The following is a 25,758-nucleotide window of genomic DNA, read 5'->3' as shown; positions in this document are numbered from 1 at the left end:
ACCGGGTGGCTCCCCCGGGGCCGCCGGCCGCAGCCATCCCCGGGGCGCCGCCGGGTGTCCCGGCCTGCGCGGATGGGGTCGATATGGTCGCGGTCGTCGCGGCCGGCAGCGCACTCGACGGGGCGGGCGCGCCGGGCCCGACCCAGCCGGCGAGGAAGGCCACCAGCAGAGCGCCACCGAGCAGCGCGGGAGCCGCCACGAGCGCGCGACGGCGCCGTTGACGGCGTCGCTCCGCCAGCTGGCGGGCTCGGATCTCGGCGCGCATGGCCACTCACGCTATCTCGCCACTAGCGTGGCGGCATGTCGACAGGGTCGTCCGCAGGTGCTCGATGCTTCACCGAGGTCGCCGACCGCGTCTTCCACGCCCGGTTCCCACAGTGGGACGTCGGCGTCGGTCTGGTCCTCGGCCGCGACGGCGCCGTCGTGGTCGACACCCGTGCGAGCGCCATCGAGGGCGGCGAGGTCGTCACGGCGGTCCGACGGCAGTTCCCGCACCAGCGGATCGGCCACGTCGTCAACACGCACGTCCACTTCGACCACACCTTCGGCAACATCGCCTTCGCGGGGGCGACGATCCACGCCCACGACAACGTCGCCCGCGACCTCGAGGCGGATGCGGAACGGATCAGGGGTCTCTTCGCCGCCGACCCGGGCGACGGCCCGGAGCTCGGCTACACGGCGGCCGACGTCGCCGACGTCCTCGCCACCCGGCTGCGGCACCCGGACCGGACCTTCACGACGAGCGCGACGATCGACCTCGGCGACCGGGTGGTCACCTTGACGCACCGAGGCCGCGGTCACACCGACGGCGACATTGCCATCGCCGTGCCCGACGCCGACGCGGTGTTCCTCGGCGACCTCGTCGAGGAGTCGGCGCCACCATCCCTCGGGTCCGACTCGTGGCCACTCGAGTGGGGCCAGACGTTGGCGGCACACCTCGCGTGGATCGGCGAGTCGACCGTCGTGGTGCCGGGCCATGGCCGGCCCGTCGACCGGCAGTTCGTCCGCCGGCAGGGCGACGAGCTGGGTCTCGTCGCAGACGTCCTGAGGGAGCGCCGCCGTGCCGGCATGACGCTCGCCGACGCCCAGCGCGAGCCGGACGACCGCCTCCCCTACCCGCTCGACCACCTCGCCGCCGCAGCCGCCTGCGTCTGGGCCCAGCTCGAGTCGGATCCCGAGCCGCCCGACGCCTGATGCCACCGGCCTGTCGGGCCCCGGTCCGGTTGTCCGCGCCATGCCGCAGGCGGGCAGGTCAGCCGCGCCAGGCCGACGGGAACGCGTCCCGCCACGAGCGCATCACGATCCCCCCGTCCGCGGTCCGGTCGACCGACTCCGCGGCGAGCACCGCATGTCCGATGGCACGCGCCACACAGTCGGCGCCGGCCTCCATGAGGGCGGGCAGGGCGAGCAGCTCCGGCGCGTCCCGCTCCAGCGTCGATACGGCAAAGAGCGTGTCGCCGTCGAAGAGCGTGTGCACCGGCTTCAGGGCTCGCGCATAACCGTCGTGGCCGATCCCCGCGAGCTTCTGGCACTGCGCCTTGGTCAGTGCCGCGTCCGTCGCGATGACCCCGATCGTCGTCGCCATCCCGGGCAGCCCGGGGATGGCGTCGGGCAGCGCGGCGTAGCGCTCCCTCGCGGCGTCGAGGTCGCCGTCGGAGGGACGACCCACGCCAGTGAACTCGCCTGCCAGACCCAGCTGAGCGGCATACAGCTCTCCGGTGCGGAGGTCGATCGGCCACCCGACGGCGTTGACGACGACGAGCGCGGCGACCGTGACCCCGGACTCGAGCATGACGCTGGCCGACCCGATCCCGCCCTTCAGGCCGCCGACCTTGGCGCCCGTCCCCGCGCCGACGTTTCCTTGCGCCACCGGTCCGTCCGAGGCGAGGTCGTATGCCGCTCTGCCGTCCGTCGCGCTCGGATGGTTGCGCCACGTGCCGGCGCGCCCGAGGTCGAACAGGATCGCCCCGGGCACGATCGGCACAACACGGTCGGGAGCGCCCATGGGCCAGCCGACTCCGTCGTCGAAGAGGCCGTCGACGACACCGTCGGCGGCAGCGAGGCCGGGGGCACTGCCGCCACCGAGGAGGATCGCGTTGACGCGGTCGACGAGGTTGCGGGGGTCGAGCAGGTCGGTCTCCCGGGTGCCGGGCCCGCCACCGCGCACGTCCACTCCCGCCACCATGCCGCCCGGGGGCGCGACGACGACCGTGCTGCCGGTGAGCCAGCCCGGCTCATCGCGGGTGCAGTGCCCGACGCGGATCCCGGCCACGTCAGTGATGGTGTTGGTCGCGCCGGGCCTCACGCGCCCTCCCTGAGGTCGTACTCGAGGATCGTGTCGGCGACCGCGAAACCGAGCGCCTGGTAGAACGCGTGCTGTGAGGTCTCCGCGTTCAGGCGGACCCACTTGACGTCCGTCGTCCGGCACCACTCGAGCATGCCCTCGATGAGGGACCGGCCGATGCCTCGCTTGCGGTGTGCCGGGGCGACGAACACGGTGCCGACGTAGAGCCAGCTCGCCTCCGGCCGGCCCGGGAACGGCAGCGGCCTCAGCCGCCGGGCGGACAGGACGCCGGCGTGCTCACCGTGGCTCTCCGCGATCCAGGTCGGATGGTCGGGTCGGGCCGCGAGCCACGCGTCGGCGAAGCGGTCGAGAAAGCCCGGCTCCGCGACCTGGCCCAGGTCGCGCCCGGACTGCAGGTGCAGCGCCGCCACGATGAGGGCGTCGTCAGCCCCGGCGCGGCGGATCCGGACGTCGGGCATGACCGAAGTGAACCACGCCCGACCGAGGGTGTCAGTGGTTGAAGCCGAGGCGGCGGCTCGTGCGAGCCCGCTGCCGCTGCGTGCGCATCCGCCGCAGTCGCTTGATGAGCATCGGGTCGGCGGCGAGGGCGGCCGGGTTGTCCAGCAGGGAGTTGAGCACCTGGTAGTAGCGGGTGGCGCTCATGTCGAAGAGCTCCTTGATCGCCTGCTCCTTGGAACCGGCGTACTTCCACCACTGTCGCTCGAAGGCGAGGATCTCCTGGTCGCGGTCGCTCAGGGTGTCGCGGGTGTTGTGGACCTGCTCCGTGGCGCGCTCGGTGCTCATGGGATCGTTTCGTCTCGCTCTGGTCTCGTTTCGGGCGTTGGCTCCGGGCCCACCCTAAACCCAAATCACACGAGTGTCATTCACGACCAAGGAAATTCAGTCGGGACGCCTCCCGTCGAGACACAGGGACCACATCGGTCACACCGGTCACAGGCGACCGGGCTCAGGAACTGGACCATGGTCCGATCCCGGTGGACGCGGCGGCCCGCACCCTCAGTCGAGCAGAACCGCCCGCAACTCCTCCGGGGTGTGCACGACCTCGTCGGGGCGCACCCCCGCGAGCGCCTCGGGGTTGCCGGCCCCCCAGGTCACCGCAACGGTCGACATCCCGGCCGCCTTGCCGGCGAGGGTGTCGACGACCGCGTCACCGACGTAGACGCCCTCGGCCGGGGTGTCGCCGAGGGTCTGGACCGCTTTCAGCAGCGGCTCCGGGTCGGGCTTGTGCTTGTCGGTGTCCTCCATCGCCACGAGGACGTCGATGTGCTCGTCGAGGCCGAGGACGCTCATCACCTCGGCGGCCTGCGAGCGGCGCTTCGACGTCGCGACGGCAAGCCGGAGGCCGGCGGCGTCCAGGTCGCGGATGACGTCAGCGACACCGTCATACGGGCGCAGCAGCCGGTCGAGGTTCGCCTCGTTCCAGTCGAGGTAGGCGCGGACGAGCTCGTCGGCGCGCTCGGGGCAGTAGTCCCCGTAGGCGACCTCGAGGGTCCGGCCGATCCACGTGCGCAGGATCGCCGGGTCCTCCTCCTTGCCGAGCACCGTCCGGATCGCGTGCTGGTGCGACTGGACGATGAGCTCGACCGTGTCGGCGAGGGTGCCGTCGAGGTCGAACACGACGGTCTTCCACTTGGGGCTGGGCTGGACACTCACGTCCGAGAGCGTAGGCGACGAACTGGGGAACGCCTCAATCCTCGAGCCATCGGCCGGCCCGCATCACCCGCTGCACACCCGTGTCGTCGACGAGGACGAGATCGGCGCGCGCGCCCGCCCGGATGGCTCCCCGGTCCGCGAGCCCCAGCACCCGGGCCGGCGTGACACAGCCGGCCTGCACCGCCCGCTCGAGCCCGACCCCGCCCCGCGACTGCCGCAGCACGACGTCCATCGCGTGCGAGGTCCCGCCGGCGATCGAGCCCGCCGTGCCGTCCTGCGTCACGAGCCGCGCGACACCGTCCGTCACGACGACCGGCAACCCGCCGAGCACATAGGCCCCGTCGCCGATCCCCGCCGCACCCATCGCGTCGGAGACGAAGGCGACCTGCTCCGGGCCGACGAGGTCGACGACGGTCGTCACCGTGTCGTCGGCGAGGTGCGCCCCGTCGGCGATCAGCTCGACGACGACGTCGCCTGCCCGCGCGGCGCGCAGCAGCGCGGGCACGGCCCCGGGCTCGCGGTGGTGCCACGGGTCCATGCCGTTGAACAGGTGGGTCGCGAGGTCCGCTCCCGCCCGCACCGCAGCTTCGACGATGTCGTATGCCGCTGAGCTGTGTCCCACGGCAGCGTGCACTCCCGCTCCGGTGAGGTGGCGCACGAGCTCGATCCCACCAGTGCGCTCGGGGGCGAGGGTCACTTGGCGGATGTGCCCGCGGCCGAGCCGGAGCAGGCGGTCGACCTCGGCGAGGTCCGGGTCCCGAAGGAGGGTCGGGTCGTGGGCGCCGCACCGGGACTCGGCGAGCCACGGTCCCTCGAGGTGGATGCCGTCGACGAGCCCATCGTCGGCGAGGTCGGCGAGGACCTCCACGCCGCGCGCCAGGTCCGCCGCGCCGAGGGTGACGAGGCTGGCGAGCAGGCTCGTGGTGCCGCGCCGATGGTGGTGCCGGGCGGCAGCCGCGGCCGCATCGGCGTCGAGGTCGAGGAAGGTCGTGCCGCCGCCGCCGTGACAGTGCAGGTCGACGGCGCCGGGCAGGACGAGGACGCCACTGCCCGACCCCGGCAGCGGTGACCCGCCGAGTGGGCCCGGGACGTCACTGGTGGGAGCAGCCCGGCCGGGCGCCGCGCTCTCGGCACGGCCCTCTGGAAGGGAGCTGAGCGGCATACCGAGGGGGGTGACCGATGCGACGCGCTCACCGTCCACCTCGATGCGGACGTCGACGACCGCGCCGTCGACGAGCGCGCGACCCTCGAGCGGGACTGGCATGCGGGCTCCTTCGCGTCGGGGCAGGCCGTCGGGGCTGACGATACTGGCGGTACCGTGGCCGGGTGCCGGTGCGCCCCCTCCACGAGAACGTCCACCCGTCGTGGGTGCCGGCGCTGGAGCCGGTGTCGGCCACGATCGCACGGCTCGGTGAGTTCCTCCGGGCTGAGGTCGCGGCGGGACGGGGCTACCTGCCGGCGGGGGACGCGGTGCTACGAGCGTTCTCCGTGCCGATGGACGACGTGCGGGTGCTCATCGTCGGCCAGGACCCCTACCCGACGCCCGGCCACCCGGTGGGGCTGAGCTTCTCGGTTGCTCCCGACGTGCGGCCGGTGCCCCGTAGCCTGCAGAACATCCACCAGGAGCTGCGCACCGACCTCGGCCTGCCGACGCCGTCGACGGGCGACCTCACGCCCTGGTTCGAGCGGGGCGTCATGCTGCTCAACCGCGTCCTGACGGTGCGGCCGGGCAAGCCGGCGAGCCACCAGGGCAAGGGTTGGGAGGACGTGACGGAGCAGGCGATCCGCAGCCTCGTGGCACGCGGCGGGCCGCTCGTGGCGATCCTCTGGGGACGACAGGCGCAGTCCCTCGCCCCGATGCTCGGCCGCGTGCCGCGGATCGAGAGCGCCCACCCCTCTCCCCTGTCGGCCCGGTCCGGGTTCTTCGGGTCCCGGCCGTTCAGCCGCGCCAACGAGCTGCTGCGTGAGCAGGGAGCCGAGCCGATCGATTGGAGCCTCGCATGACCGACGAGTCGCGGATCTGGACCCGCTACGTCGCCATCGGCGACTCGTTCACCGAGGGGATGTGCGACGACGACCCGGCGTTCCTCCACGACGGCGAGTTCGCCGGCTGGGCGGACCGGCTGGCCGCGCACCTGAGCGGCATCGCGCGGGACGCCGGGCGCCCGTTCGGCTATGCCAACCTCGCCGTGCGCGGCCGCAAGCTCGCCGACGTCGTCGGGCCGCAGCTCGAGGACGCCCTGGCCCTGCAGCCGGACCTCGTCAGCATAGTCGGCGGCGGCAACGACATCCTGCGACCCAAGGCCGACCTCGACGCCCTCGCCGCCTCGCTCGAGGACGCCGTCGCGCGGATCCGCGCGACCGGGGCCGACGTGCTCATGGCGACGCCGGTCGACCCCGCCGACGCCCCGCTCGTGCGGGCGACGCGGGGCCGGGCCGGGATCTATGCCGCGCACATCTGGAGCATCGCCGGACGGCACGGCGCCCATGTCATCAACCAATGGGGCATGCGTGCGCTGCGCGACTGGCGGATGTGGTCGGAGGACCGCATCCACATGACGAGCGAGGGACACCGCCGCGTGGCGCTGGCCGCCCTCGAGGCGCTCGGCCACGACGTGCCAGACCCGGAGTGGGCCACTCCACTCGAGCCGGCGCCGCCGATCTCGCGGCGGGAGGCGCTGCAGGCCAACGCGCAGTGGGCCCGTGAGTACGTCGGCCCGTGGGTGCAGCGACGCCTGACCGGCCGCTCCTCCGGTGATGCCCGACGGGCCAAGCGACCGGACGTCAGCCCGCTCGACGACACGCACGACTGACGACTGACCGGACGCCGCGGCCACCCCGGTTCGAGGTATTCGGCGGGCACGGGGGTCCGGCGAATACCTCGAACGAGCAGTGAGTCGGGTCTTGACACGGCGTTCGCTCGGAGCTTTAATCAACTTGTTGGTTGATAAAGGAGATGGTTGTCAATGGCGGCGGAAACGGAGCTGCTCGACCGAGCCTTCGCGGCCCTGGCCGACCCCGTCCGTCGCGCGATGATCGCTCGGCTCAGCCGCGGACCGGCGACGGTCAACGAGCTGGCCGAGCCGTTCGAGATCAGCAAGCAGGCGGTCTCGAAGCACATCCAGGTCCTCGAGCACGCAGGGCTCGTGACCCGGACGCGGGAGGCCCAGCGCCGCCCCGTGCACCTCAACGCGGCCCGGCTCGAGGCCCTCACGGCCTGGATCGACCGCTATCGGCTCGTCCACGAGCAACAGTTCCGCAGGCTCGACACCCTGCTGGAGCACTCACCATCCGGCGGGACGACGTCCCGCGGCAGCACCAAGGAGAAGCAGCCATGACCAACGAGCTGACCATCGACGCGCCCGAGGGCGTGCCCTGGATCGACTTCACCCGCGAGTTCGATGCACCCGTCGCCGCCGTCTTCAACGCCCACCGCGACCCCGAGCTGGTCCGCCAGTGGCTCGGGCCGAACGGCTACGAGATGACGATCGAGCGGTGGGACTTCGTCACCGGCGGCGGCTACCGCTACACCCACCGCAACCCCGAGGGCATGGAGTTCGGCTTCCACGGGCTCTTCCACACCATCCGCGACGACGAGTTCGCCATCCAGACCTTCGAGTTCGAGGGCGCACCGGATGAGGTGGCGATCGAGTTCATGTGGTTCGAGGACCTCGGCGACGGCCGGTGCCGGCTGCGCGGGCGCAGCATCGGCCGCACGGTCGAGGGTCGGGACGCCATGGTCGCGAGCGGCATGGAGCACGGCATGCGAGAGGGCTACGAACGGCTCGAGGCGCTCGTCGGCGCCGGCTCGGCAGTCGACGCCCGGAGCGGAGCGTGAGCGCCGAGCCGATGGACTGGACGCTCGAGGTCGTCATCGTCCCGGTGAGCGATCTCGGGCGCTCCGTCGCCTTCTACCGTGACCAGGTCGGCTTCCACCTCGACCACGAGACGACGAACGAGCACATGCACGTCGCCCAGCTGACCCCGCGAGGGTCCGGCTGCTCGATCGTCATCGGGTCCCTGCCGTCGCAGAACGCGATGCCGCCCGGCTCGCTGCACGGCGTCCAGCTGGTGGTGGCCGATGCCCGGCAGGCCCGGGACGAGCTCGTCGGGCGGGGCGTCGAGTGCTCGGACCTGACCGTCTTCGACGAGCGGGACGGTGGCACCTTCTTCGGCTTCGCCGACCCGGACGGCAACACCTGGGCGGTGCAACAGATCCGGGCCCGGGCCGAGCGCCCTCTCATCCCGCGCGACCACCGGCAGCGGTTCGCCGAGGCGTGACGCGTTGACCGGTCGACCGAGCAAAGGTGACCGGTCGACCGGGCGAAAGTGACCGGTCGACGAAGGGTGGGCGAGGCGCAAAGCCCGCCTCACGGCATACGGCCGTATGTCGTGAGGCGGGCTTCCGGGTGGGGCTCACTCGTGAGCCCCACCCCTTTTCATCGCATCGTCGCGCCGTCGGGGAGGGTCATGGCGCGGGTGCGATGGTCACGGTGGACCAGGCCGACGACCCGAGGACGTTGTTGGCCCGCACCCTGACGTACCAGGTGCTGCGGGACACGTTGCCCGTGGTGTAGGTCGTGGCGTTGGCCCCGAGGTTCGCCGAGCCGCTCACCGTGGCGAAGGTCGACGACGTGCTCCACTGGAGCGTGTAGCCGGTCTCGTCGGTGACGTCCTGCCAGGTCAGCGTGAGCTTCTCACTGCTCTTGTTGACGCCGGTCGCCGCGCCCTGCAGGCCGCCCGGCGCGGCCGGCACGTCGACGACGACGGTCACCGGACCGACGCTCGCCGACCCGGCGGCGTTGAGCGCCGTGACGCGGTAGGAGTACTGCGACCCCAGCGTTGCACCGGTGTCCGTGAAGGTGACCCCACCGGTGTTCTTGTGAGCCGGCAGCGTCGCCAGGACGGTGAAGTCACCACTGCCCGTTGCCCGCTCGACGCGGTAGCCCGACTCGTTCGTCGCGTTGTCGGTCCAGCCCAGCCGGACCTGCGGGCCGGCGAGGATGGTGGCGGTGAGTCCGGTCGGCGCCGCCGGCTTGTTCACGCCGACGGGGTCGGTCGGTTGGGACCGGACTGTCGTCGACGGGAACTCGTTGCCATAGCCGACCGTGTTGAGCGCCACGACCTGGTAGAGGTAGGGCGTGCCCTCGGTGACGGTGGCATCGGTGAAGGTTCGCTGCCCCTTGGTGTTCGTCACAGCGAGGGGACTCGGTAGCGTGCCGACCGTTGTCCACGTCGTGCCGTCGGTGCTGCGTTGGACCTCGAAGGCGGTCTCGGTGATCGAGTTGTCGTTCCAGGTCAGCACCACCTTGGTGGACTTCTTGCTCCCGGTGACGGCGGCCGTGAGCTGGTCCGGCCGCAGTGGCGGCAGCGCGAGCGAGACCGGGCGCATCATGTCCATCTCCTCGTGGCTGAGGATGTGGCAGTGGTAGACGTACTCCCAGCCGAAGTTGACGAGCTTGTTGACGATGGCCCCTGTCGGGTTCCCTTGCGGGTCAATGTTGTTGAACCCGAGCGTGGATCCGTCAGGCATCATCGGGTTCAGCTCGCGGATGGAGTTCGGCACCTCGAAGGGCACCTGCGGGACGATGGGCCGCAAGGCGACGATCGTGTCCTCGAGCGGTGACATCCGCACCGTGTCCTTCCAGCCCAGCTCGTTGGGGTCGGGCGGGATGATGATGTTGTCCCAGGTGACCCTGTTGAGGACCTGGACGTCGTACAGGTGGAAGTGGATCGGGTGCGTGTCCACCCCGTTGTGGGTGAAGCGCCAGATCTGCGTGCCGTCCGTCGCGTCGCCGATCGGCGCGATCTTGACGTCCGAGACCGGCCGGCCGTCGCTGTCGTAGGTGACTGCGGCCTTGGGCAGCTTCGTGCCGTCGATGATCTCCGTCGCCGGGTTGACGTACGGATAGAGCGTCACGTTCTGCGCGCCGGGCGTCGGGGGCTGTGCCTCGATGCCGAGGTTGGCCGTCATCCGCCCGAACTCGTCGAACGTCGACGCGTTCATCTCGTCGTGAATCGCCTTGGGCTCGACGTGGAGGGACATCTTGGCGTTCTGCGCCCTCAGCGTGTTGAACCCGAAGGTCGCGGTGTCGTTCACCCGGACCAGGCCGTCGCACTTCGTCACGCTGCTGCCCGCGACGTTGCAGTTGCTGCTCGCGGCGAAGCTCGAGCCGTAGGCGCTGTTGTACGCCGCCTGCCCGACGATGACGGGGTGCTGGCCGGATTCGAAGACGCCTGTGCCCGCGACGTTGTGCTTGAAGGCGTTCCGCAGCCTCGTGACGTCGTAGGCGGCCGCCGGAGCGGTGTCGGCGATCGTCACCTGCATGACGGTCCTGGTGTTCGGGCCATAGCCCGGCAACGTCGTCGGCGCACCAGCCGGACTCAGGTCCGGGCCACCGGTGTAGTAGTCGTACTGCGGCACCCGTGCGGGGAACGCTGCTGGAGCGTCGTTGTAGAGGATGAGCGTCTTGCCGGCGAACTTCGAGAAGTCGACGACCGCATCCGACCGCTCGGCCGGGGCGAGCAGCATCGAGTGCTGGTCGACGTTGCCGACATCGAAGCGTGTCGGGTCGGTGATGTAGGTCGTCGGCTGCTGGCCGTCGATGACGGCCGGTGCCGGGAGGAACCCGCCCTCGTTGGCGATCTGCACCCAGTCCGGCCCGGCGGCGTTGTTGTTGGCGTCGACGGGAGTCGGGGCCACGGTCGGGTCGGTCTGCGCCGCAGCGAGCTCGGCGGGCTTGAGGGCCACCTCCGTGCGCCCGTTGCCCTGGGTCGGGTCGGCGACGTACCACTGGAGGTTGAAGAAGCGGTCGTTCGCCGCGTTGAGCAGCCGGAGCCGGTAGGCCTTGGGCTGGAGCGTCACCTTCGGGTAGGCGACACCGTTGACGATCGGCGTGTCGTTGAACTGCTCCATGCCGGCCGAGATGTTCGGCGTGCCGGGGATCTCCTTGGGCTCGCAGAACGGATCCGTCTGGTACTGCCAGGTGGCGGGGTCATCGAGCTTGCAGGCCGGGTCGTAGTACGGGTTCGGGATGGGCCCGTAGACCGTGTCAGCGGCCGGCGGCCAGAACCACGGGCCGTACATCCAGCGCCCGTAGGCACTCATGCCGGAGGGGTCACTGGGGTTCTGCGCGGGCATGTAGACGTGGTGGTACCACAGGCTGCCCGAGCCGCCCCAGCGCTTCGCGTCCCAGGTCGGGTCCTGGCCGTAGGACGTCGTGGCGCCGTTCGCGTCCTTGGTGTCGTACAGCTGTCCGTCGGAGGGGACGAACGTCTTGTCCTGGACGACGAGCGGGATCGTCGAGTCCGCGCCCGGGATGACGCCGTCGGCGACGAGACGTTTCTCGACGTCGTCGGTGATCGTGTATCCCGCGGCCTGGCCCGCGTAGACGTTCAGGCGCGTGATGCCCCACGAGTGGTCGTGGTAGAACATCAGCCGGGCGCTCTGCTGGTTCGTGTAGTAGAACGTCTCGCAGCCGTCGTCCTTGGGCGCGCACACGGTGGCGCCGTCGGCGGTCGTCATGTCTGGCACGTTCTGGACGGACACGCCCTCGGGCCACGCCGTGGCCTCGTTCGCCGGCGTGATCCACTGGTGCGGGGTGCCGTCGCTGATCCACGGCGTGATCCCGCCGTGGAGGTGGAGTGTCGCCCGGTTGTCCTTGAAGCACATCTCCGGCTTCGGAGACTGGGTGCAGAGCGGGTTGCGCACCTCGTCGGTCACCGACTTGCCGTCGGTGGGCGCCGACATGCTCATCGGCCCCATCCCGGAGCCCATCATCGTGCTGTCGACGGGCAGGAACAGGTCACCCGCCTCACCGGTCGGCAGGTAGTTGTGGAAGACGATGCGGACCGGCTTGTTCTTCGTCGCCCCGATGAACGGGCCGAGGTACTGCGGTGCGGTGACGCCGAGGACGGGCTTGCCCGCGGCGTCCAGGACCGGAACCTTCGTGCCGTCGAGCAGCTCGTTCGTGAGCGCGACGTGCTGGCTGATGTCCGCGTTGTCCGCGGTCTCGAGTTGAACGTAGCCGCGCACGAGCGTGCCCTGCGGCAGGTCGGACGAGAACGACGTGCGGTACTGGACCAACCCGATGGCGTACTCGTCGGCCTCGATCCCGTTGTACTTCTTCGGGGCCGGCACGGCGTTGGGAATGAACTTGGCTCCCTCGGCGGACGGGCAGTCGTTCGCGGTGTCGCCGGGCGTGCAGAGCGCCGGCAGGTCGTCGACGAACTTGCGCATTCCCTTGGTGAGGAAGCCCGCGCCTGCGGCCCCGTCGGCCAGCGTTATGGCGGTGATGGCGCCGGAGTCGGTCAGCGCGCGCGCCGAGGCGCCGGAGCCGGAACCCGTCGGGTCGGTCACCGTCACGTCGGGCGAGCCGGTGTAACCGGCGCCGAAGTCCACGACGTTGACCGACGCGAGGGCGAGGGTCGCGGTCGCCTTGGCCGGCGTGCCGCCCTCCTTGAGGTTGGCGGGGTCGAAGATCGTGCCGTTGCGGATCATGACGTCCGGCGCCGTGAGGTACCCGGAGCCGGGGTCGTCGATGGTCACCTGGGTGACCGTGCCGTTGGCGTCCATGCCGTCCACGGCGTCCCCGTTGGCGATCATCGGGACGTGCCCCCGCGCCGGGGTACCGTTCGGGTCGTCGGGCAAACCGAAGTCGACCGTGGGCATCGTGTAGCCAGACCCGCCGTCGGCGATCGCGACCAGGTCGACCTTGCCCGCCGCGACGGCGGCCGCGCCGCTGCCCCCTCCACCGGCCAGCGCCACCTTGAAGGCGGAGTAACCGGAGCCGGCGACAACGTCGGTGAAGCCGACGACGACACCAGAGGTGCTGATCGTCGCTGTGCCCGTCGCGTCGGCGCTGCCGCCGGTCACGGTCACGGTCGTCGTGTCGGACTGGTAGTCGTGCCCGGGCGATGTGACGTCGATGGCGGCGATGCCGCCGGAGACCGGGTCGACCTGCGCCACCGCGGTGGCGCCGGCGCCCCGGCCGGAGCTGTCCGTGATCCGCACGGCGGCCGTCGACAGCGTCAGTGGGCTGTTGGCCCAGTTCGGCCACGGGCCGAAGTAGTGAGGGACGGTCGCGGCATCGGTCGGGCTCGATGGCGCTGCCAGCGCCGACCCGGAACCGCTCTGCAGACCCGCCCCCGCGACGACGGCGATTGCCGCCCCGAGCGCTGCGAGCGCTCTGCCCGTTCTCCGAGGATGCCGATCAATCCCCATGTCTCCCCCTTGCCTTTTGTGATACCGCACCAATGCGTGCCAGGCCGATGTTAGGAGGGAGAATTGATGCCCGAACGGAGAATCGAATTAATTGATTGATTGCATGAACTCGCTTACAGGACAAGTATTTCCGCCTTGGGTGACGCGCAGGAAAGAATTGGAATAAATCCGCGGGAAATGGTGCCAATGTCGCATTTGTCGCGGCTGCGGTGCATTCGGTGCGATTGCGCCGCGCCCCGCCTGGCGCCGCCTCCCTGTTGCGCACTGGTCACATTCCGGCGAAACCGGCCACCCGCCCACGGCTCAAGCCGTACCTTTCGGTCCATGGCTCGCGAGACGTGGCGGTTCCTGACGAACCACACCCATGTCCTTGCCTGCCTGCGTCACGACCCGAACATGGCGGTCCGGGAGATGGCGATCCACATCGGCATCACCGAACGCGCGGTTCTGCACATCATTGGAGACCTCGAAGCCGCCAAGGTCATCACGCGCAAACGCGTCGGCCGTCGCAACCAGTACGAGCTGCGCCTCGATGCGCCGCTCCGCCACCCCCTCCTGGGCGGCGCGCGCGTCGCGGACCTCGTCACCCTCCTCGACGTCGGCGCCCGTCGGGACCAGGTCGCGCCCAGCTGATCCCTGCACGAGGGCGATGCGCAGCGCAGCCCAACCGCGCCCACAGCAAGTCGCAAGTGCGGGCGATGTGGGGCCAGTTCCGCGCATCTGCGGTGCTAGGGTGCCTGATATGCCGCAGTTGCGCATTAGCGAGGCCGCCACCCTGCTCGGCGTCAGCGACGACACGGTCCGTCGCATGGTCGACGCCGGCCGCCTGAGCGGGGGCACCGACGAGTCGGGACGTCGCACGGTCGACGGCGCCGAGCTCGCCACGGTCGCGCAGGAGCTCGCTCACCCGGCCGAAGTCGGCGTCGTCGGAGGCGCCTCGGCGCGCAACCGCATGCGCGGCATCGTCACGGCCATCACGAAGGACCGCGTCATGGCGCAGGTCGAGCTGCAGTGCGGGCCGTTCCGGATCGTCTCGCTCCTGTCGGCCGAGTCGGTCGACGACCTGGGCCTCACCGTCGGGTCGGTCGCCGTGGCCTCCGTCAAGTCCACCCATGTCGTCGTGGAGGTGCCCGCCTGATGCCCGGCCAGGGGCGACGGGCACGACGCGCCCTGGGCGTCATGGGCGCAGTTGCCGCCCTGGCACTCACCGGCTGCGGGTCGCCCTCGACCTCCACCGATGCCCCACCAGCAGGCCGTTCGACCGGCGCCTCCGGCGGGCCGGTCGCGGGGACCGTGACCGTCCTCGCCGCGGCCTCACTGACGGAGTCCTTCGACGCCATCCAGGCCGAGCTCCACCACACCCATCCCGCCCTCACCGTCCGCATCTCCTACGGCTCGAGTGCCACCCTGGTCCAGCAGGTCAACCAGGGCGCTCCGGCCGATGTGCTCGCCCTGGCCGGAGAGGCCGCTGCGGATCCGCTCGATGCGAGCCTCGTCAGGAGCACCACGGTGTTCGCGAGCAACTCGCTGGAGATCGCCGTGCCGCCAGGCAACCCCGGGCATGTCACCGCGCTCGACGACCTGGCGAGACCGGACCTCAAGGTGGTCCTCTGCGAGAGCACCGTCCCATGCGGAGCCGCGGCGGCGACGACGCTCGAGAAGGCGCATGTCAACGCCCACGTCGTGTCCCGCGAGATCGACGTCAAGGCGACCCTGGCCAAGGTCTCCCTCGGCGAGGCGGACGCTGCGGTCGTCTACCACTCCGATGTCGTCGCGGCGAAGGGTGCGGTGCGCGGCGTGCCGATCCCCGCCTCCGTCAACACCGACCTGCGCTATCCGGTCATCGCGCTCGACGACCAGCCGGGGACCCGCGCCTTCATCGACGCCGTCCTCAGCCCGGACGGGCGCCGCACGCTCGACGCGCTGGGCTTTGGTGCCCCGTGACCTGGCGATCGCGGCTCGGCCTCGGCGGTCCGGCGGCCGTCGCGGTCCTCGTGCTCGTCCTACCCCTCGTCGCCCTGCTGCTGCGCGCCGACTGGGGACGCGTTCTCGGTGACATCACCGGCGGCACCGGGGTGCTCGCGCTGCGGCTGTCCCTCGTCACGACCTTCTCCACGGCACTCGGCTGCCTCGTCCTCGGTACGCCCTTGGCGTGGCTCCTCGCCCGCTCCGACGGCCTCGTGACCCGCTGGCTGCGTGCCGTCCTGACGGTGCCGCTCGTGCTTCCGCCGGTCGTCGGCGGTGTGGCGCTGCTCATGACCTGGGGACGCCGAGGGATCGTCGGCCAGCACCTCACGGCGTTCGGGGTCGAGATCCCCTTCACCACGGTCGCCGTCGTCATCGCCGAGACCTTCGTCGCGATGCCGTACTACGTCCTCGCAGTCGAGGGGGCGATGCGTGGGCTGGACCCTCGGCTCGAGTCCATCGCCCGCACTCTCGGTGCGTCAGACCTGCGTTACCTGCGCACCGTCGCCCTGCCCCTCGTCGTCCCGGGCATCGCCAGCGGCCTGGCCCTGGCCTGGGCCCGGGCCCTCGGCGAGTTCGGCGCGACGATCACCTTCGCGGGCAACCTGGTCGGCACGACGCAGACGGCGCCCCTCGCGGTCTACGTTGCCCTGCAACAGGACCCCGCTGCGGCGACCTCGCTCAGCATCCTGCTGCTCGGCGTCAGCGTCGTCGTGCTCGGCCTCCTTCGCGGCCGGTGGGTCCGATGAGCGACCGGGGCCTTGACGCCCGAATCGGCCTGAGCCGCGGACGTCTTCGCCTCGACGTGTCGCTCACGGCGCAGCGCGGTGAGGTGCTCGGCATCCTGGGGCCGAACGGTGGTGGCAAGACGTCGACGGTGCTGGCCCTCGCCGGGGTCCTCCCCCTGGCCGCCGGGGAGGTGGTCGTGTCGGGCTCCACCTGGGAGAAGGCAGGCACCCGTCGTCTGCCCGAGCAGCGCCGCGTCGGCCTGATGCTTGCAGACGCGCTCCTGTTCCCGCACCTGCGGGCCCTCGACAACGTGGCCTACGGTCCGCGCAGCCGCGGCGTGCCGGCCAAGCCGGCACGGGTCAGGGCGCGCGCCGAGCTCCATCGGGTCGGCCTCGCCGAGCACGCCGACGCCAGGCCGGCCCAGCTGTCATCCGGGCAGGCTGCCCGGGTCGCCCTCGCGCGGGCCCTCGCGACCGACCCGGACCTGCTCCTGCTCGACGAACCGCTCTCGGCGCTCGACCCGGAGACCCGCGCGCGCACCCGCACGGATCTTGCGCGGCGCCTGGCCGACTACGACGGCGTCACGGTGCTCGTGACCCACGACCCGCTCGACGCGCTCACGCTCGCCGACCGCCTCGTCTTCGTCGAGGGCGGCACCGTAAGCCAGGTGGGCACCCCCGCCGAGGTGCTCCGCGAGCCACGGACGCCCTATGTCGCTACCATCGTGGGACTGAACCTGTATGCCGCACAGTCCGATTCGCGGGGATCGCTCACTCTCGCCGGCGGTGGGCTGCTCGTCACGGCCGACCCCACCCCCGGCGAGGTCTGGGCCACCGTCTCGCCCCACGCCGTCGTCCTGCATCACGACCGGCCGGAGGGGTCGGCTCGGAACGCCTGGCCGATGCGGGTCTCGGACGTCACCCTGCAGGGCCAGTCCGCGCGCGTCTCGCTCACCGGGCCGCTCGAGCTCATCGCGGAGGTCACGCTCGCGTCGGTCGCGGCCCTCGACATCCGGGCCGGCCGCGAGCTGTGGGCCTCCGTCAAGGCGACCGAGGTCTTCGCCTATCCCCGCTGAGCGACTCCGCTCCGCCGCCCGACTCGTCCCAGTGGCAACTCAACGGCGGTGGGTACCGTGCAGGGATGCGAGCACTGACGACGATCCCACTGACGGCGGGCAGCCTGGAGGTCCGCGACATGCCCGATCCCCAGGCCTCCGCCACGGACCTGCTCGTCGACGGCATCGCCATCGGCGTCTGCGGCACCGACAAGGAGATCGCTGGCGGCGACTACGGCTGGGCGCCACCAGGTGAGGAGCGGCTCATCCTCGGGCACGAGTCGCTCGGCAGGGTCTCGGCCGCTCCGCAGGGCAGCGACTTCGCGGAGGGTGACCTCGTCGTCGGCGTCGTCCGTCGCCCGGACCCGGTGCCGTGTGGCGCCTGCGCCCACGGCGAGTTCGACATGTGCCGCAACGGTGAGTACACCGAGCGCGGCATCAAGCAGCTGCACGGCTACGGCAGCGAGCGGTGGACCGTCGACCAGGACTATGTCGTCAAGCTCGACCCGCGGCTCTCCGAGGTCGGGATGCTGCTCGAGCCGACGACCGTCGTCGCCAAGGCGTGGGAGCAGGTGGAGCAGATCGGCGCTCGCGCCTGGTTCGACCCGAAGACCGTCCTCGTGACGGGCGCCGGCCCGATCGGCCTGCTGGCGGCCCTCCTCGGCACCCAGCGCGGCCTGGACGTGCACGTCCTCGACATCGTGACCGATGGTCCGAAACCCCGGCTCGTCAAGGACCTTGGCGGGACCTACCACCACGACCCCGTCGACGCGGTCGCGAAGCGTATCCGCCCCGATGTCGTCATCGAGGCGACCGGCGTGAGCCAGCTCGTCCTCGCCGCCATGGCCGAGACCGCGGCCTACGGGATCTCCTGCCTGACGGGGGTCTCCTCCGGAGGCCGCAAGCTCGGGGTCGACGTCGGCGAGGTCAACCGCGAGATCGTCCTCCAGAACGACGTCGTCGTCGGCAGCGTCAACGCCAACCTGCGCCACTATCGGCAGGGCGCCGAGGCCCTGGCCAAGGCGGAGCTCGGCTGGCTGCACCGCCTCGTCACCCGGCGCGTGCCCCTCGCGAAGGCGTCCGAGGCGTTCACCCCGCAGCAGGACGACGTCAAGGTGGTCATCGAGCTCTGACGCCGTGGCGTCCTGGGCCACCCACCCACGGAGGACCGTTTCTCCGCCGAGCCGGCCGGGTATGACGCTCACCGTGCGGCTGAGACGGAGTGAGCTCGACCAGCCCGGCTTGCGCCGGATTCGCCGCGGGCGCGGGTTCTCCTACGTCGATGCCACGGGCGGGCCGGTCAGTGAAGCGGACCGCGACCGCATCAGCACACTCGTCATTCCGCCCGCTTGGAAGGACGTCTGGATCAGTCCCCACCCGAACGGGCACATCCAGGCGGTCGGCACCGACGATGCTGGACGGCGGCAGTACCTCTACCACGAGGCGTGGCGCCAGCAGAAGGACGAGGAGAAGCACCGGCGGGTGCTGCGCCTCGCGCGACACCTGCCGATCGTCCGCAGGACCGTCGCCGCCCGGTTGCGGCGGCCGGGCTACGACCGGGAGCGGGTCGTCGCGATGGCCCTCCGGATGCTCGACGCCGGCCTGTTCCGCACGGGCGGCGAGGAGTACGAGCAGGAGCACGGCAGCCACGGGGTCGCCACGCTGCTCAAGGAACACGTCTCGTTGAGCGGCGACACCCTCAACTTCCGGTTCCCCGCCAAGTCGGGCGTCGAGCGCGTGGCGCAGCTGACCGACCCTGACCTCGCCAAGGCGGTCCGCTCGTTGCGTCGAGCCGCCCGGCGGGGCGATCGGCTGCTGCGCTACCGGGTCGACGGGCAGTGGCGAGACCTGCAGACCAACGAGATCCGCACGGAGTTCAAGGACCTGGCCGGGCAAGAGTTCACGGTGAAGGACCTCCGGACCTGGGCCGCAACGGTGGTCGCCTCCGTGGCGCTCGCGAGGCTGATGGCAGAGGCGGGCCCGGACGCGAGCGAGGACTACCCCGGGCGCGAAAAGGCCGCCTTCGAGGAAGTGGCGGCACAGCTGGGCAACACGCCCGCCGTGGCCAAGTCCTCCTACGTCGACCCCAGAGTCGTCGAGGAGCACGCCGAGGGCCGGACGGTGCTGCCGTCGCTGCGCCGGTCGCTCACCAAGGCCGACCGCCGTCGGCTGGCGCGCGGTGACCTCGCGATGGTGCGCGACCGGGACGCCCTCGACAAGGTCGTGCTCCGCTTCCTCGAGCGGGCCTATGACAGCGGGGACTGAGGCTAGGCCCCGGCCACCGTCCCACGCACCGCGTCCACGCGAGCCGCGAACGTCGTCGCACCCTCCGGCGTGAGCTCGGCCAGGCGCGGCACGGCCTCGAGGGCTTGCTGGATCCGGTCCACGTCGGCCTGCCCCAGCCGGGCAGCGATGGCCGGCAGCTCCTCGCCCTCCTCGGCGGCGGCGTGGTCGGTGACCGAGGTGGAGAGCTCGTCGAAGGCGTCGACGAAGTCCAGGCCGTCGACGTCCATCCCCTCGAGGTGCGCCATCGCGAGCAGGGCCGTCGTCTCCTCGTGGATCCTGGACCGGGCGACATCGGGGTCCGCGAGCACGTCGCGCACCGGGGTGTGCATGGCCTCGACCTCGATCCCCTCGTGGGCGGCGAGGAACTTCGAGAAGGCGTCGAAGGCGAGACGACGCTCGTCCCCGGCGGTGTCGCGGACGCCGGCCAGCAGCCGACGGATCGTCTCGTGCTGGCTGCTCAGGGTTGCCGCGAGTCTCGTCGTGTCCACCATGCGTCTGCCTCCCGGATGGGCCGCCGATCCTCAGCGCTCCCTGTTGTCGCTGCTGCTCTCGTATCGTTCGAGCCCCACGGCCGCCCGCAGTTGCGCGAGGTCCTCGTCGAGGTCGTCCGCGAGCTTCCTGGCCGGCTCGTCGGTGACGTCGGCGATGTGCTCCATCAGGTCGCTCAGCCCCTGGGCGATCGCGTTGAGCTTGTGCTGCAGGGCGTCCTCGGCACGTGACTGGCTGTTCTGGATCAGCGCGACCATGAGGAAGGTGATGATCGTCGTGCAGGTGTTGATGATCAGCTGCCAGGTGTCCAGGTCCTTGAGGATGAAGAAGGACGGGGCCCACAGCACGACCAGCAGCACGCAGAAGGTGAAGAACCAGGCGCGGCTCGCCACGTCGGAGGCCTGCTTCGCGAAGCGGTCGAAGCCGCCGACGGCTGTGGACACCTGGAGGGGCATCTCCGGCTTGTCGCCGTGACGGCCGCTGGGCCGGTGCGCCGGCTCGTGGCTCGTGATGCTGCTCATCAGGACTCCGGCGTCGAGTCCGCGAAAGCGGTCATCGACTGGGTCACCATCGCCGTGAAGGTCGTCGCACCGGCCAGCGGCGAGTCCGCGATGTCGTCGGTCCACAGCTCGACGCGGGCAAACCCGTCGAGGACCTTCGCGATGACGTCCTCCGGCAGGGCAGCGACGAGGCGGGGCAGCTCCTCGTGCTCCTCCGCCTCGGCGTGATGGGTCACGGCTTCCTGGAGGAGGCCGAACTGCACCTTGAAGTCGCCCGCGCTGCGCATCGTCTCGAGGGTCGCGATGACGGCAGCGGCATCCTGCTCCTCGGTGATGCGGCGTTGCGACACGTTGTCGTCGGCGAACTCGACCAGCCCCTGGGGGTGCAGGAGGGTCTGCTCGGCGGCCTCGTGGACCGCGAGGTAGCGACGGAACCGCTCGAAGGCGGCGGGCCGCTCCGCGTCGCTGGCCATCGCCACGTCGGTCATCAGAGTCTTGATCCGGCCGTGCTGGCCGGTGATGAGGGAGACGAGCTCCTCTGCCGGGGTGCTCACAGGTCCCTCCCCACCCTCAGCGATGGCGCCACCCCGTTGCGGCACATGTCGCAGACGCCCATCTGCAGAACCTCCACGGTCGATCGACTGGTCGCCCTTCGGCTTACCCACGGGGCCGTGCGTGCTAACTGCCGCGTCGTCTCGGCGGCCCGCAGGTCGGCAGGCCTCGAGGTCACCTCTCGCAGTCGCAGGGACGCCGCGCACCAAGTGGCGACAGGCCGCTCGGGGGCGCACACTCGAGGCGTGGGGTTGAGCCAACCGACGCGTGCCGCCTTGGAATGGGTCCGGGACGACTACGAGGACCTCGTCCGCGACGCGGATCCACGTCACCTCGAGGCGCCCTCCCACGGCACCCGGTGGACCAACCGCGAACTGCTCTTCCACATGTGGTTCGGCCAGCGCATCGCCCGAGTGATGGTGCCGGTGATGGGGGGGTTCTCCCGACTGCCGGCGGCGGTGTCACACCGCTACGCCACGGCGCTGACGTGGGCGACAGCACCATACGAGTGGGTCAACTACGCCGGCAGCGTCGCGGGAGCACGCTTCGCCGGCCTGGAGCGGGCTCGGCGGTGGATGGCCCGGGACACGGACTGGCTCCTGCGGTGGGGTGAGGGGGCGAGCGACGCCGACCTCGGTCGAGGGATGAGCGTCCCCGCAGGTTGGGATCCGTACTTCCAGCCGTGGATGAGCCGCGCCGAGCTGCTCACCTGGGCACCGGAGCACTACCGCCACCACCGCCGGCAGCTCACCCTCGATCGACCCTGAGACGCGGTGTCCCGCTGGGCGCCCGGCCGCCCCTCAGCCGAGGGACTGGACGACCCGGAGGACCTCCTGCCCCCGGGCGGTCGCCTGGTAGTAGACCCAGGTGCCGCGCCGCTCGGAGTCGATGAGCCCGGCCTCGCGCAGCTTGCGCAGGTGGTGCGAGACAGTGGGCTGGGAGACGCCGACATCGGGCAGGTCGCACACACACGTCTCGCTCGGGCCGGCGGCGATCTCGGCGAAGAGCCGCAGCCGGACCGGGTCGGCGAGCGCTTTGAGGACGACGGCGGTCCGCTCCGCCTCAGCGACGGAGAGCGCTGGCGCAGCGCCCGTCGGGGCGCACGCCGCCGTGCAGGTCTCCGCCGGCTGGCTGGTCGAGATCGTCGTCACCACGCCTTCATATTGACAAACATCGAAGCAGTGCGCCACTCTTCCTGTATCGACAACCATCGATGCAAAGTGGGGTCAGCATGACCGAGAAGACCGACATCCGGGAGCTCGTGCGCCAGCGCTACGCCGAGTCGGCGCGCCAGCTCGCCACCGCGGACGTGTCCGCCACGTCCTGCTGCGGCGGCACGTCCGGCTGCGGCTCGAGTCCGCTGGAGGGCAACGTCACCGATGACGGCGCGGTCGTCTTCGGCTCGGGGCCGTACACCGCCGAGGAGGCGGCGACCGCGTCGGCGGCCGTCGGTGCCTCGTTGGGCTGCGGCGTCCCGACCGCCGTGGCCGATCTCCACGAGGGCGAGACGGTCCTCGACCTCGGCTCGGGGGCAGGCGGGGACGTGCTGATCTCGGCCCGCCGCGTTGGTCCCACCGGCCGAGCGATCGGTCTCGACATGACGACCGAGATGCTGGATCTCGCGCGCAGGAACGCGGCGGACGCCGGCGTCGCGAACGTCGAGTTCCTGCAGGGTTATCTGGAGGACGTCCCGCTGCCCGACGGCTCGGTCGACGTCGTCATCTCGAACTGCGTCATCAACCTGGCGGCCGACAAGAACGTCGTTCTGGCCGAGGCCGCCCGCGTCACCCGCCATGGTGGCCGGTTCGCCGTCTCCGACGTGATCGCGGACACCGACATGGACGACGCTACCCGTGCCGACCTGGCTGCCTACACCGGCTGCATCGCCGGAGCGCTGACCTCGGATGACTACCGCGCGGCGCTCGAGCGCGCCGGCTGGACCGACGTGGAGGTCCGCCCGACCCATCGAGTCCACGAGCACGCGCAGGCCGCCATCATCCGGGCCGTGCGGGCATGACCCAGACCCAGGACTCCGTCGCCCGCGAGCACGGCGTCGTCCGGCAGCTCTCCAGGCTGGACCGGTTCCTGCCCGTCTGGATCCTCGCGGCCATGGCGCTCGGGCTCGCACTGGGGCGGCTCGTGCCCGGGCTGGACCGGGTGCTGAGCGCGGGCCAGGTCCAAGGCGTCTCGCTGCCGATCGCCCTCGGCCTGCTCGTGATGATGTACCCCGTCCTGGCCAAGGTCCGCTACGACCGGCTCGACTCGGTCGTGACGGATCGGCGGATGCTCGTCGCGAGCCTCGTGCTCAACTGGCTGGTCGGGCCGGCGCTCATGTTCACGCTCGCGTGGCTGCTCCTGCCGGACCTGCCGCACTACCGCACCGGCCTGATCATCGTCGGCCTCGCCCGCTGCATCGCCATGGTGATCATCTGGAACGACCTGGCTTGTGGTGACCGGGAGGCGGCGGCGGTCCTCGTCGCCCTCAACTCGGTCTTCCAGGTGCTCGCCTTCGCCGCCCTCGGCTGGTTCTACCTGTCCGTGCTGCCCGGCTGGCTCGGCCTCGACCAGGCCGGACTCGACGTGTCTCCGTGGCACATCGCGGCCTCGGTCGCCGTCTTCCTCGGGATCCCCCTCGCCGCCGGCTACCTGTCGCGGCGGGTCGGGGAGAAGCGCTGGGGGCGAGCGGCATACGAACACTCCTTCCTGCCGAAGGTCGGCCCGTGGGCGCTCTACGGGCTCCTCTTCACGATCGTGATCCTGTTCGCCCTGCAGGGGCGTCAGATCACGAGTCAGCCGCTTGACGTCGCCCGCATCGCGCTGCCGCTGCTCGCCTACTTCGCACTGATGTGGGGTGGCGGCTACCTGCTGGGCAAGGCACTGCACCTCAGCTACGAGCGGACCACGACACTGGCGTTCACCGCGGCGGGCAACAACTTCGAGCTCGCGATCGCGGTCGCCATCGCCACCTTCGGGGTCACCTCCGGCGAGGCGCTCGCCGGGGTCGTCGGTCCGCTCATCGAGGTGCCCGCCCTCGTCGCGCTCGTCTACGTCTCACTCGCCCTCCGCGACCGTTTCCCGCACCAGCTCTCGTCCTCGAGGGAGACATCGTGACGGACAGCCAGCGCCCCTCCGTCCTGTTCGTCTGCGTGCACAACGCGGGCCGCTCCCAAATGGCTGCCGCCTATGCGCACCACCTGTCCCGGGGGCGCGTCGAGGTCCGTTCCGCCGGGTCGGCTCCGGCTGACACCATCAACCCGGCGGTCCGGGAGGCGATGCTCGAGGACGGCATCGACCTCTCGGCCGAGCGACCGAAGCTGCTCACCGCCGACGCCGTCAAGGCCTCCGACGTCGTCATCACGATGGGTTGCGGCGACGCGTGCCCCTACTACCCCGGGAAGCGCTACCTCGACTGGGTCCTGGACGACCCTGCCGGCCAGGCGGTCGATGCCGTCCGACCCATCCGCGACGAGATCAAGCGCCGCATCACCGAGCTGCTTGCAGAGCTCGACTGACCGAGACGCACCCGCTGGCCGAGAGGTGGGTCGTCAGTGTGTCGGACGAAATCCATCGCAGCACGGAGCTGGCGAGGGGACTCGAACCCCTTACCACCTGTTTACAAGACATCGACCGTCGGGCCCAAGAACGGGCCGCTGACGTGCAGAAACGCCCATTGACATCAACCCCCACCCCATCCTCGTGCGATCCCTGTGCGATTGCAGAACCTCACCCATGCCCCAGCAAGTCACCGTACCGTCGGACGAATCTCCGCACATAGGGGGAGGATGCGCCGCCACTCACTGGGCGGATGATCGCAAGGAGGCGAGCGGTCGCGATCACCGCTTCCACCGCCGCTCTCCTGGACTGCTGGGATGTTCGTGACCCGCGGGTTGATGCTTACAGTGCAGCACCTGACCGCGAGCGCGAGGACGGCACCCTTCTGCGGGGCAACGGTGGGACGGGGTCTTGGTCCTCGGTCGGATCGCCACCAAACTCCTGGACGCCGCCGGCCACGCCGCACTGCGCTGGACGGCGAGTGGTGATCCGCCGAGGCGAGATCCACTGGACCGACCTGGGAGATCCGCAGGGAAGTCGCCCCGCCAAGCGTCGGCCGACGCTAGTGATCCAATCCGCTCCGTACAACGACAGTCGCCTGGCGACGGCGCTCACGGCGGTCATCAGCTTGAACGCGTGGCTCGCAGTGATGTCAGGCAACGTGTTCCTGTGTCCGCGACCGTTACCGGCCTGCAGCGCGATTCCGTCGTGAATGTCACCGCGATGGTGACGCTGAACAAGATCGACCTGGCCGACTGGGTCGGCCGGTCCCCCACCACCACATGCTCGATGTCGACCGAGGGCTCCGGTTGGTCCTTGGCTTATAGCCGGTCACCGGGGCATCGCCGAGTTAGGGTCCCCATAATGACGGGGTCTCCGTCAGTCGTAGATGGTGCTGCGGCTGCCCACATCGAGGGCGATGATGATCAGTTCCCCCCGTCGGATGTCCAAGATCACGCGGTAGTCGCCCACCCGCAGTCGCCACAGGCCGGTGTAGGGACCGGATAAGGCCTTGCACCGCTTCGTCGGGTCGTCCAGGCCCTCCAGCGCGGTGAGCGCCTTCAACACTCGCATGGCGACCTGCCGGTCCAGTTTCTTCAACGCTTGGTCGAAGTCACGATCGGTGCGGATGACCCACGTCATGCAGGCTGATCAGGCGTCGCGTCCAGTTCCTCACGGCTGATCTCCATCTCGGACATCAGCTCGTCAAGCGGGCGGGTCTCGCGCTGGCCGGCCCGGATGGCCTCCGCGTGGGCGACCAGTCCGTAGGCGTACTCGAGGTCGTCGATCCCGGCGGTGACCAGTTCGCGCAGGTAGTAGCTCTTTGACCGCCCCGTGGCAGTTGCCAGCCGTGAGAGTCGCTCATCGACCTCTACCGGGAGACGAAGGGACCGGGGGACCTCTTTCACTGCCACGCCACACCTCCACGACTACATGTAGTTACTAATCT

At 70.7% G+C, this 25,758-nt stretch carries 30 protein-coding genes and 1 pseudogene; 18 read left to right on the top strand and 13 right to left on the bottom strand.

Annotation, left to right across the window (positions count from 1 at the left end):
- A pseudogene (locus tag N864_RS24595) lies at window positions 1–265 on the bottom strand (hypothetical protein); the annotation flags it as partial.
- Window positions 266–300: 35 nt separating this feature from the next.
- Between N864_RS24595 and N864_RS07200 the strand changes: the two are divergent.
- Window positions 301–1,194: an MBL fold metallo-hydrolase gene (locus N864_RS07200; RefSeq protein WP_034715079.1), complete on the top strand. Its 894-nt coding sequence runs from the start codon at window positions 301–303 to the stop codon at window positions 1,192–1,194.
- A gap of 58 nt (window positions 1,195–1,252) precedes the next feature.
- Here the strand turns inward: N864_RS07200 and N864_RS07195 are convergent, their stop codons facing one another.
- From N864_RS07195 to N864_RS07175, 5 genes are all read right to left on the bottom strand, one after another.
- Window positions 1,253–2,305, bottom strand: a complete 1,053-nt coding sequence (locus N864_RS07195; RefSeq protein ID WP_034715076.1) for a P1 family peptidase — start codon at window positions 2,303–2,305, stop codon at window positions 1,253–1,255.
- Window positions 2,302–2,763: a GNAT family N-acetyltransferase gene (locus N864_RS07190; RefSeq protein ID WP_034715074.1), complete on the bottom strand. Its 462-nt coding sequence runs from the start codon at window positions 2,761–2,763 to the stop codon at window positions 2,302–2,304. The genes N864_RS07195 and N864_RS07190 overlap by 4 nt, the downstream gene beginning before the upstream one ends.
- Before the next feature lie 31 nt (window positions 2,764–2,794).
- Window positions 2,795–3,088 carry a DUF3263 domain-containing protein gene (locus tag N864_RS07185; RefSeq protein WP_034715071.1) on the bottom strand — a complete coding sequence of 98 codons (294 nt, stop codon included), beginning with the start codon at window positions 3,086–3,088 and terminating at the stop codon, window positions 2,795–2,797.
- A gap of 213 nt (window positions 3,089–3,301) precedes the next feature.
- The gene (locus tag N864_RS07180; RefSeq protein WP_034715069.1) at window positions 3,302–3,958 is read right to left on the bottom strand and encodes an HAD family hydrolase; all 657 of its coding nucleotides are present in this window, start codon (window positions 3,956–3,958) and stop codon (window positions 3,302–3,304) included.
- Window positions 3,959–3,992: 34 nt separating this feature from the next.
- Window positions 3,993–5,222: an N-acetylglucosamine-6-phosphate deacetylase gene (locus N864_RS07175; protein ID WP_034715068.1), complete on the bottom strand. Its 1,230-nt coding sequence runs from the start codon at window positions 5,220–5,222 to the stop codon at window positions 3,993–3,995.
- A gap of 62 nt (window positions 5,223–5,284) precedes the next feature.
- Between N864_RS07175 and N864_RS07170 the strand changes: the two genes are divergently transcribed.
- From N864_RS07170 to N864_RS07150, 5 genes are all read left to right on the top strand, one after another.
- On the top strand, window positions 5,285–5,962 hold the full coding sequence (locus tag N864_RS07170) for a uracil-DNA glycosylase (RefSeq protein ID WP_034715066.1): 678 nt from the start codon (window positions 5,285–5,287) through the stop codon (window positions 5,960–5,962).
- Window positions 5,959–6,771, top strand: coding sequence for an SGNH/GDSL hydrolase family protein (locus N864_RS07165; RefSeq protein WP_034715064.1), 813 nt, complete (start codon window positions 5,959–5,961; stop codon window positions 6,769–6,771). Before N864_RS07170 ends, N864_RS07165 begins: the two co-directional genes overlap by 4 nt.
- 153 nt (window positions 6,772–6,924) lie before the next feature.
- On the top strand, window positions 6,925–7,296 hold the full coding sequence (locus N864_RS07160) for an ArsR/SmtB family transcription factor (RefSeq protein ID WP_034715062.1): 372 nt from the start codon (window positions 6,925–6,927) through the stop codon (window positions 7,294–7,296).
- Window positions 7,293–7,796, top strand: coding sequence for an SRPBCC family protein (locus N864_RS07155; protein WP_034715060.1), 504 nt, complete (start codon window positions 7,293–7,295; stop codon window positions 7,794–7,796). Before N864_RS07160 ends, N864_RS07155 begins: the two co-directional genes overlap by 4 nt.
- 11 nt (window positions 7,797–7,807) lie before the next feature.
- Entirely contained in the window at window positions 7,808–8,239 is a 432-nt protein-coding gene (locus N864_RS07150; protein WP_034715091.1) for a VOC family protein, read from the top strand.
- Between the two features lie 187 nt (window positions 8,240–8,426).
- On the opposite strand, the gene N864_RS07145 is transcribed toward N864_RS07150, so the two are convergent.
- Window positions 8,427–13,181: a multicopper oxidase domain-containing protein gene (locus tag N864_RS07145; protein ID WP_081793490.1), complete on the bottom strand. Its 4,755-nt coding sequence runs from the start codon at window positions 13,179–13,181 to the stop codon at window positions 8,427–8,429.
- A gap of 324 nt (window positions 13,182–13,505) precedes the next feature.
- On the opposite strand from N864_RS07145, the gene N864_RS07140 reads away from it, so the two are divergent.
- The 7 genes from N864_RS07140 to N864_RS07110 all read left to right on the top strand — a co-directional run bounded on the left by N864_RS07140 (window position 13,506) and on the right by N864_RS07110 (window position 19,194).
- Window positions 13,506–13,814 carry a helix-turn-helix domain-containing protein gene (locus tag N864_RS07140; protein ID WP_034715058.1) on the top strand — a complete coding sequence of 103 codons (309 nt, stop codon included), beginning with the start codon at window positions 13,506–13,508 and terminating at the stop codon, window positions 13,812–13,814.
- A gap of 109 nt (window positions 13,815–13,923) precedes the next feature.
- Window positions 13,924–14,319 carry a TOBE domain-containing protein gene (locus N864_RS07135; RefSeq protein WP_034715056.1) on the top strand — a complete coding sequence of 132 codons (396 nt, stop codon included), beginning with the start codon at window positions 13,924–13,926 and terminating at the stop codon, window positions 14,317–14,319.
- Window positions 14,319–15,125 carry a molybdate ABC transporter substrate-binding protein gene (modA, locus tag N864_RS25960; RefSeq protein WP_034715053.1) on the top strand — a complete coding sequence of 269 codons (807 nt, stop codon included), beginning with the start codon at window positions 14,319–14,321 and terminating at the stop codon, window positions 15,123–15,125. The genes N864_RS07135 and modA overlap by 1 nt, the downstream gene beginning before the upstream one ends.
- On the top strand, window positions 15,122–15,895 hold the full coding sequence (locus N864_RS07125) for an ABC transporter permease (protein ID WP_034715052.1): 774 nt from the start codon (window positions 15,122–15,124) through the stop codon (window positions 15,893–15,895). The genes modA and N864_RS07125 overlap by 4 nt, the downstream gene beginning before the upstream one ends.
- Window positions 15,892–16,950: an ABC transporter ATP-binding protein gene (locus N864_RS07120; RefSeq protein ID WP_034715050.1), complete on the top strand. Its 1,059-nt coding sequence runs from the start codon at window positions 15,892–15,894 to the stop codon at window positions 16,948–16,950. The genes N864_RS07125 and N864_RS07120 overlap by 4 nt, the downstream gene beginning before the upstream one ends.
- Before the next feature lie 65 nt (window positions 16,951–17,015).
- Entirely contained in the window at window positions 17,016–18,062 is a 1,047-nt protein-coding gene (locus N864_RS07115; protein WP_034715048.1) for a glucose 1-dehydrogenase, read from the top strand.
- A 61-nt stretch (window positions 18,063–18,123) separates the two neighbouring features.
- Window positions 18,124–19,194: a DNA topoisomerase IB gene (locus N864_RS07110; RefSeq protein WP_034715046.1), complete on the top strand. Its 1,071-nt coding sequence runs from the start codon at window positions 18,124–18,126 to the stop codon at window positions 19,192–19,194.
- Window positions 19,195–19,196: 2 nt separating this feature from the next.
- Here the strand turns inward: N864_RS07110 and N864_RS07105 are convergent, their stop codons facing one another.
- The 3 genes from N864_RS07105 to N864_RS24590 are packed head-to-tail and all read right to left on the bottom strand — an operon-like array spanning window position 19,197 to window position 20,758.
- Window positions 19,197–19,703 carry a hemerythrin domain-containing protein gene (locus N864_RS07105; protein ID WP_162164511.1) on the bottom strand — a complete coding sequence of 169 codons (507 nt, stop codon included), beginning with the start codon at window positions 19,701–19,703 and terminating at the stop codon, window positions 19,197–19,199.
- A gap of 33 nt (window positions 19,704–19,736) precedes the next feature.
- Window positions 19,737–20,225 (bottom strand): low affinity iron permease family protein, encoded by a 489-nt coding sequence (locus N864_RS07100; RefSeq protein ID WP_205620886.1) that lies wholly within the window; start codon window positions 20,223–20,225, stop codon window positions 19,737–19,739.
- On the bottom strand, window positions 20,225–20,758 hold the full coding sequence (locus N864_RS24590; protein ID WP_034715044.1) for a hemerythrin domain-containing protein: 534 nt from the start codon (window positions 20,756–20,758) through the stop codon (window positions 20,225–20,227). Before N864_RS24590 ends, N864_RS07100 begins: the two co-directional genes overlap by 1 nt.
- Before the next feature lie 243 nt (window positions 20,759–21,001).
- Here N864_RS24590 and N864_RS24040 point away from each other — a divergent pair, with 243 nt between their 5' ends.
- Window positions 21,002–21,523, top strand: a complete 522-nt coding sequence (locus N864_RS24040; protein ID WP_162164510.1) for a DinB family protein — start codon at window positions 21,002–21,004, stop codon at window positions 21,521–21,523.
- Window positions 21,524–21,556: 33 nt separating this feature from the next.
- On the opposite strand, the gene N864_RS07085 is transcribed toward N864_RS24040, so the two are convergent.
- Entirely contained in the window at window positions 21,557–21,907 is a 351-nt protein-coding gene (locus N864_RS07085) for an ArsR/SmtB family transcription factor (protein ID WP_051518301.1), read from the bottom strand.
- Between the two features lie 80 nt (window positions 21,908–21,987).
- Between N864_RS07085 and arsM the strand changes: the two genes are divergently transcribed.
- The 4 genes from arsM to N864_RS26395 all read left to right on the top strand — a co-directional run bounded on the left by arsM (window position 21,988) and on the right by N864_RS26395 (window position 25,020).
- Window positions 21,988–22,773, top strand: a complete 786-nt coding sequence (gene arsM, locus N864_RS07080; protein ID WP_034715040.1) for an arsenite methyltransferase — start codon at window positions 21,988–21,990, stop codon at window positions 22,771–22,773.
- Window positions 22,770–23,867: an ACR3 family arsenite efflux transporter gene (arsB, locus tag N864_RS07075; RefSeq protein ID WP_034715038.1), complete on the top strand. Its 1,098-nt coding sequence runs from the start codon at window positions 22,770–22,772 to the stop codon at window positions 23,865–23,867. The genes arsM and arsB overlap by 4 nt, the downstream gene beginning before the upstream one ends.
- Entirely contained in the window at window positions 23,861–24,268 is a 408-nt protein-coding gene (locus N864_RS07070; RefSeq protein ID WP_420805208.1) for an arsenate reductase ArsC, read from the top strand. The genes arsB and N864_RS07070 overlap by 7 nt, the downstream gene beginning before the upstream one ends.
- A 293-nt stretch (window positions 24,269–24,561) precedes the next feature.
- Window positions 24,562–25,020 (top strand): type II toxin-antitoxin system PemK/MazF family toxin, encoded by a 459-nt coding sequence (locus N864_RS26395; protein ID WP_420805207.1) that lies wholly within the window; start codon window positions 24,562–24,564, stop codon window positions 25,018–25,020.
- A gap of 167 nt (window positions 25,021–25,187) precedes the next feature.
- On the opposite strand, the gene N864_RS07065 is transcribed toward N864_RS26395, so the two are convergent.
- Window positions 25,188–25,451, bottom strand: coding sequence for a type II toxin-antitoxin system RelE family toxin (locus N864_RS07065; protein WP_034715034.1), 264 nt, complete (start codon window positions 25,449–25,451; stop codon window positions 25,188–25,190).
- Entirely contained in the window at window positions 25,448–25,723 is a 276-nt protein-coding gene (relB, locus tag N864_RS07060) for a type II toxin-antitoxin system RelB family antitoxin (protein ID WP_205620885.1), read from the bottom strand. Before relB ends, N864_RS07065 begins: the two co-directional genes overlap by 4 nt.
- Window positions 25,724–25,758: the final 35 nt, after the last annotated feature.

Source organism: Intrasporangium chromatireducens Q5-1, assembly GCF_000576575.1.
GTDB classification, from domain to species: Bacteria; Actinomycetota; Actinomycetes; order Actinomycetales; family Dermatophilaceae; genus Intrasporangium_A; species Intrasporangium_A chromatireducens.
This window is presented reverse-complemented; position numbering and strand designations above follow the sequence as displayed.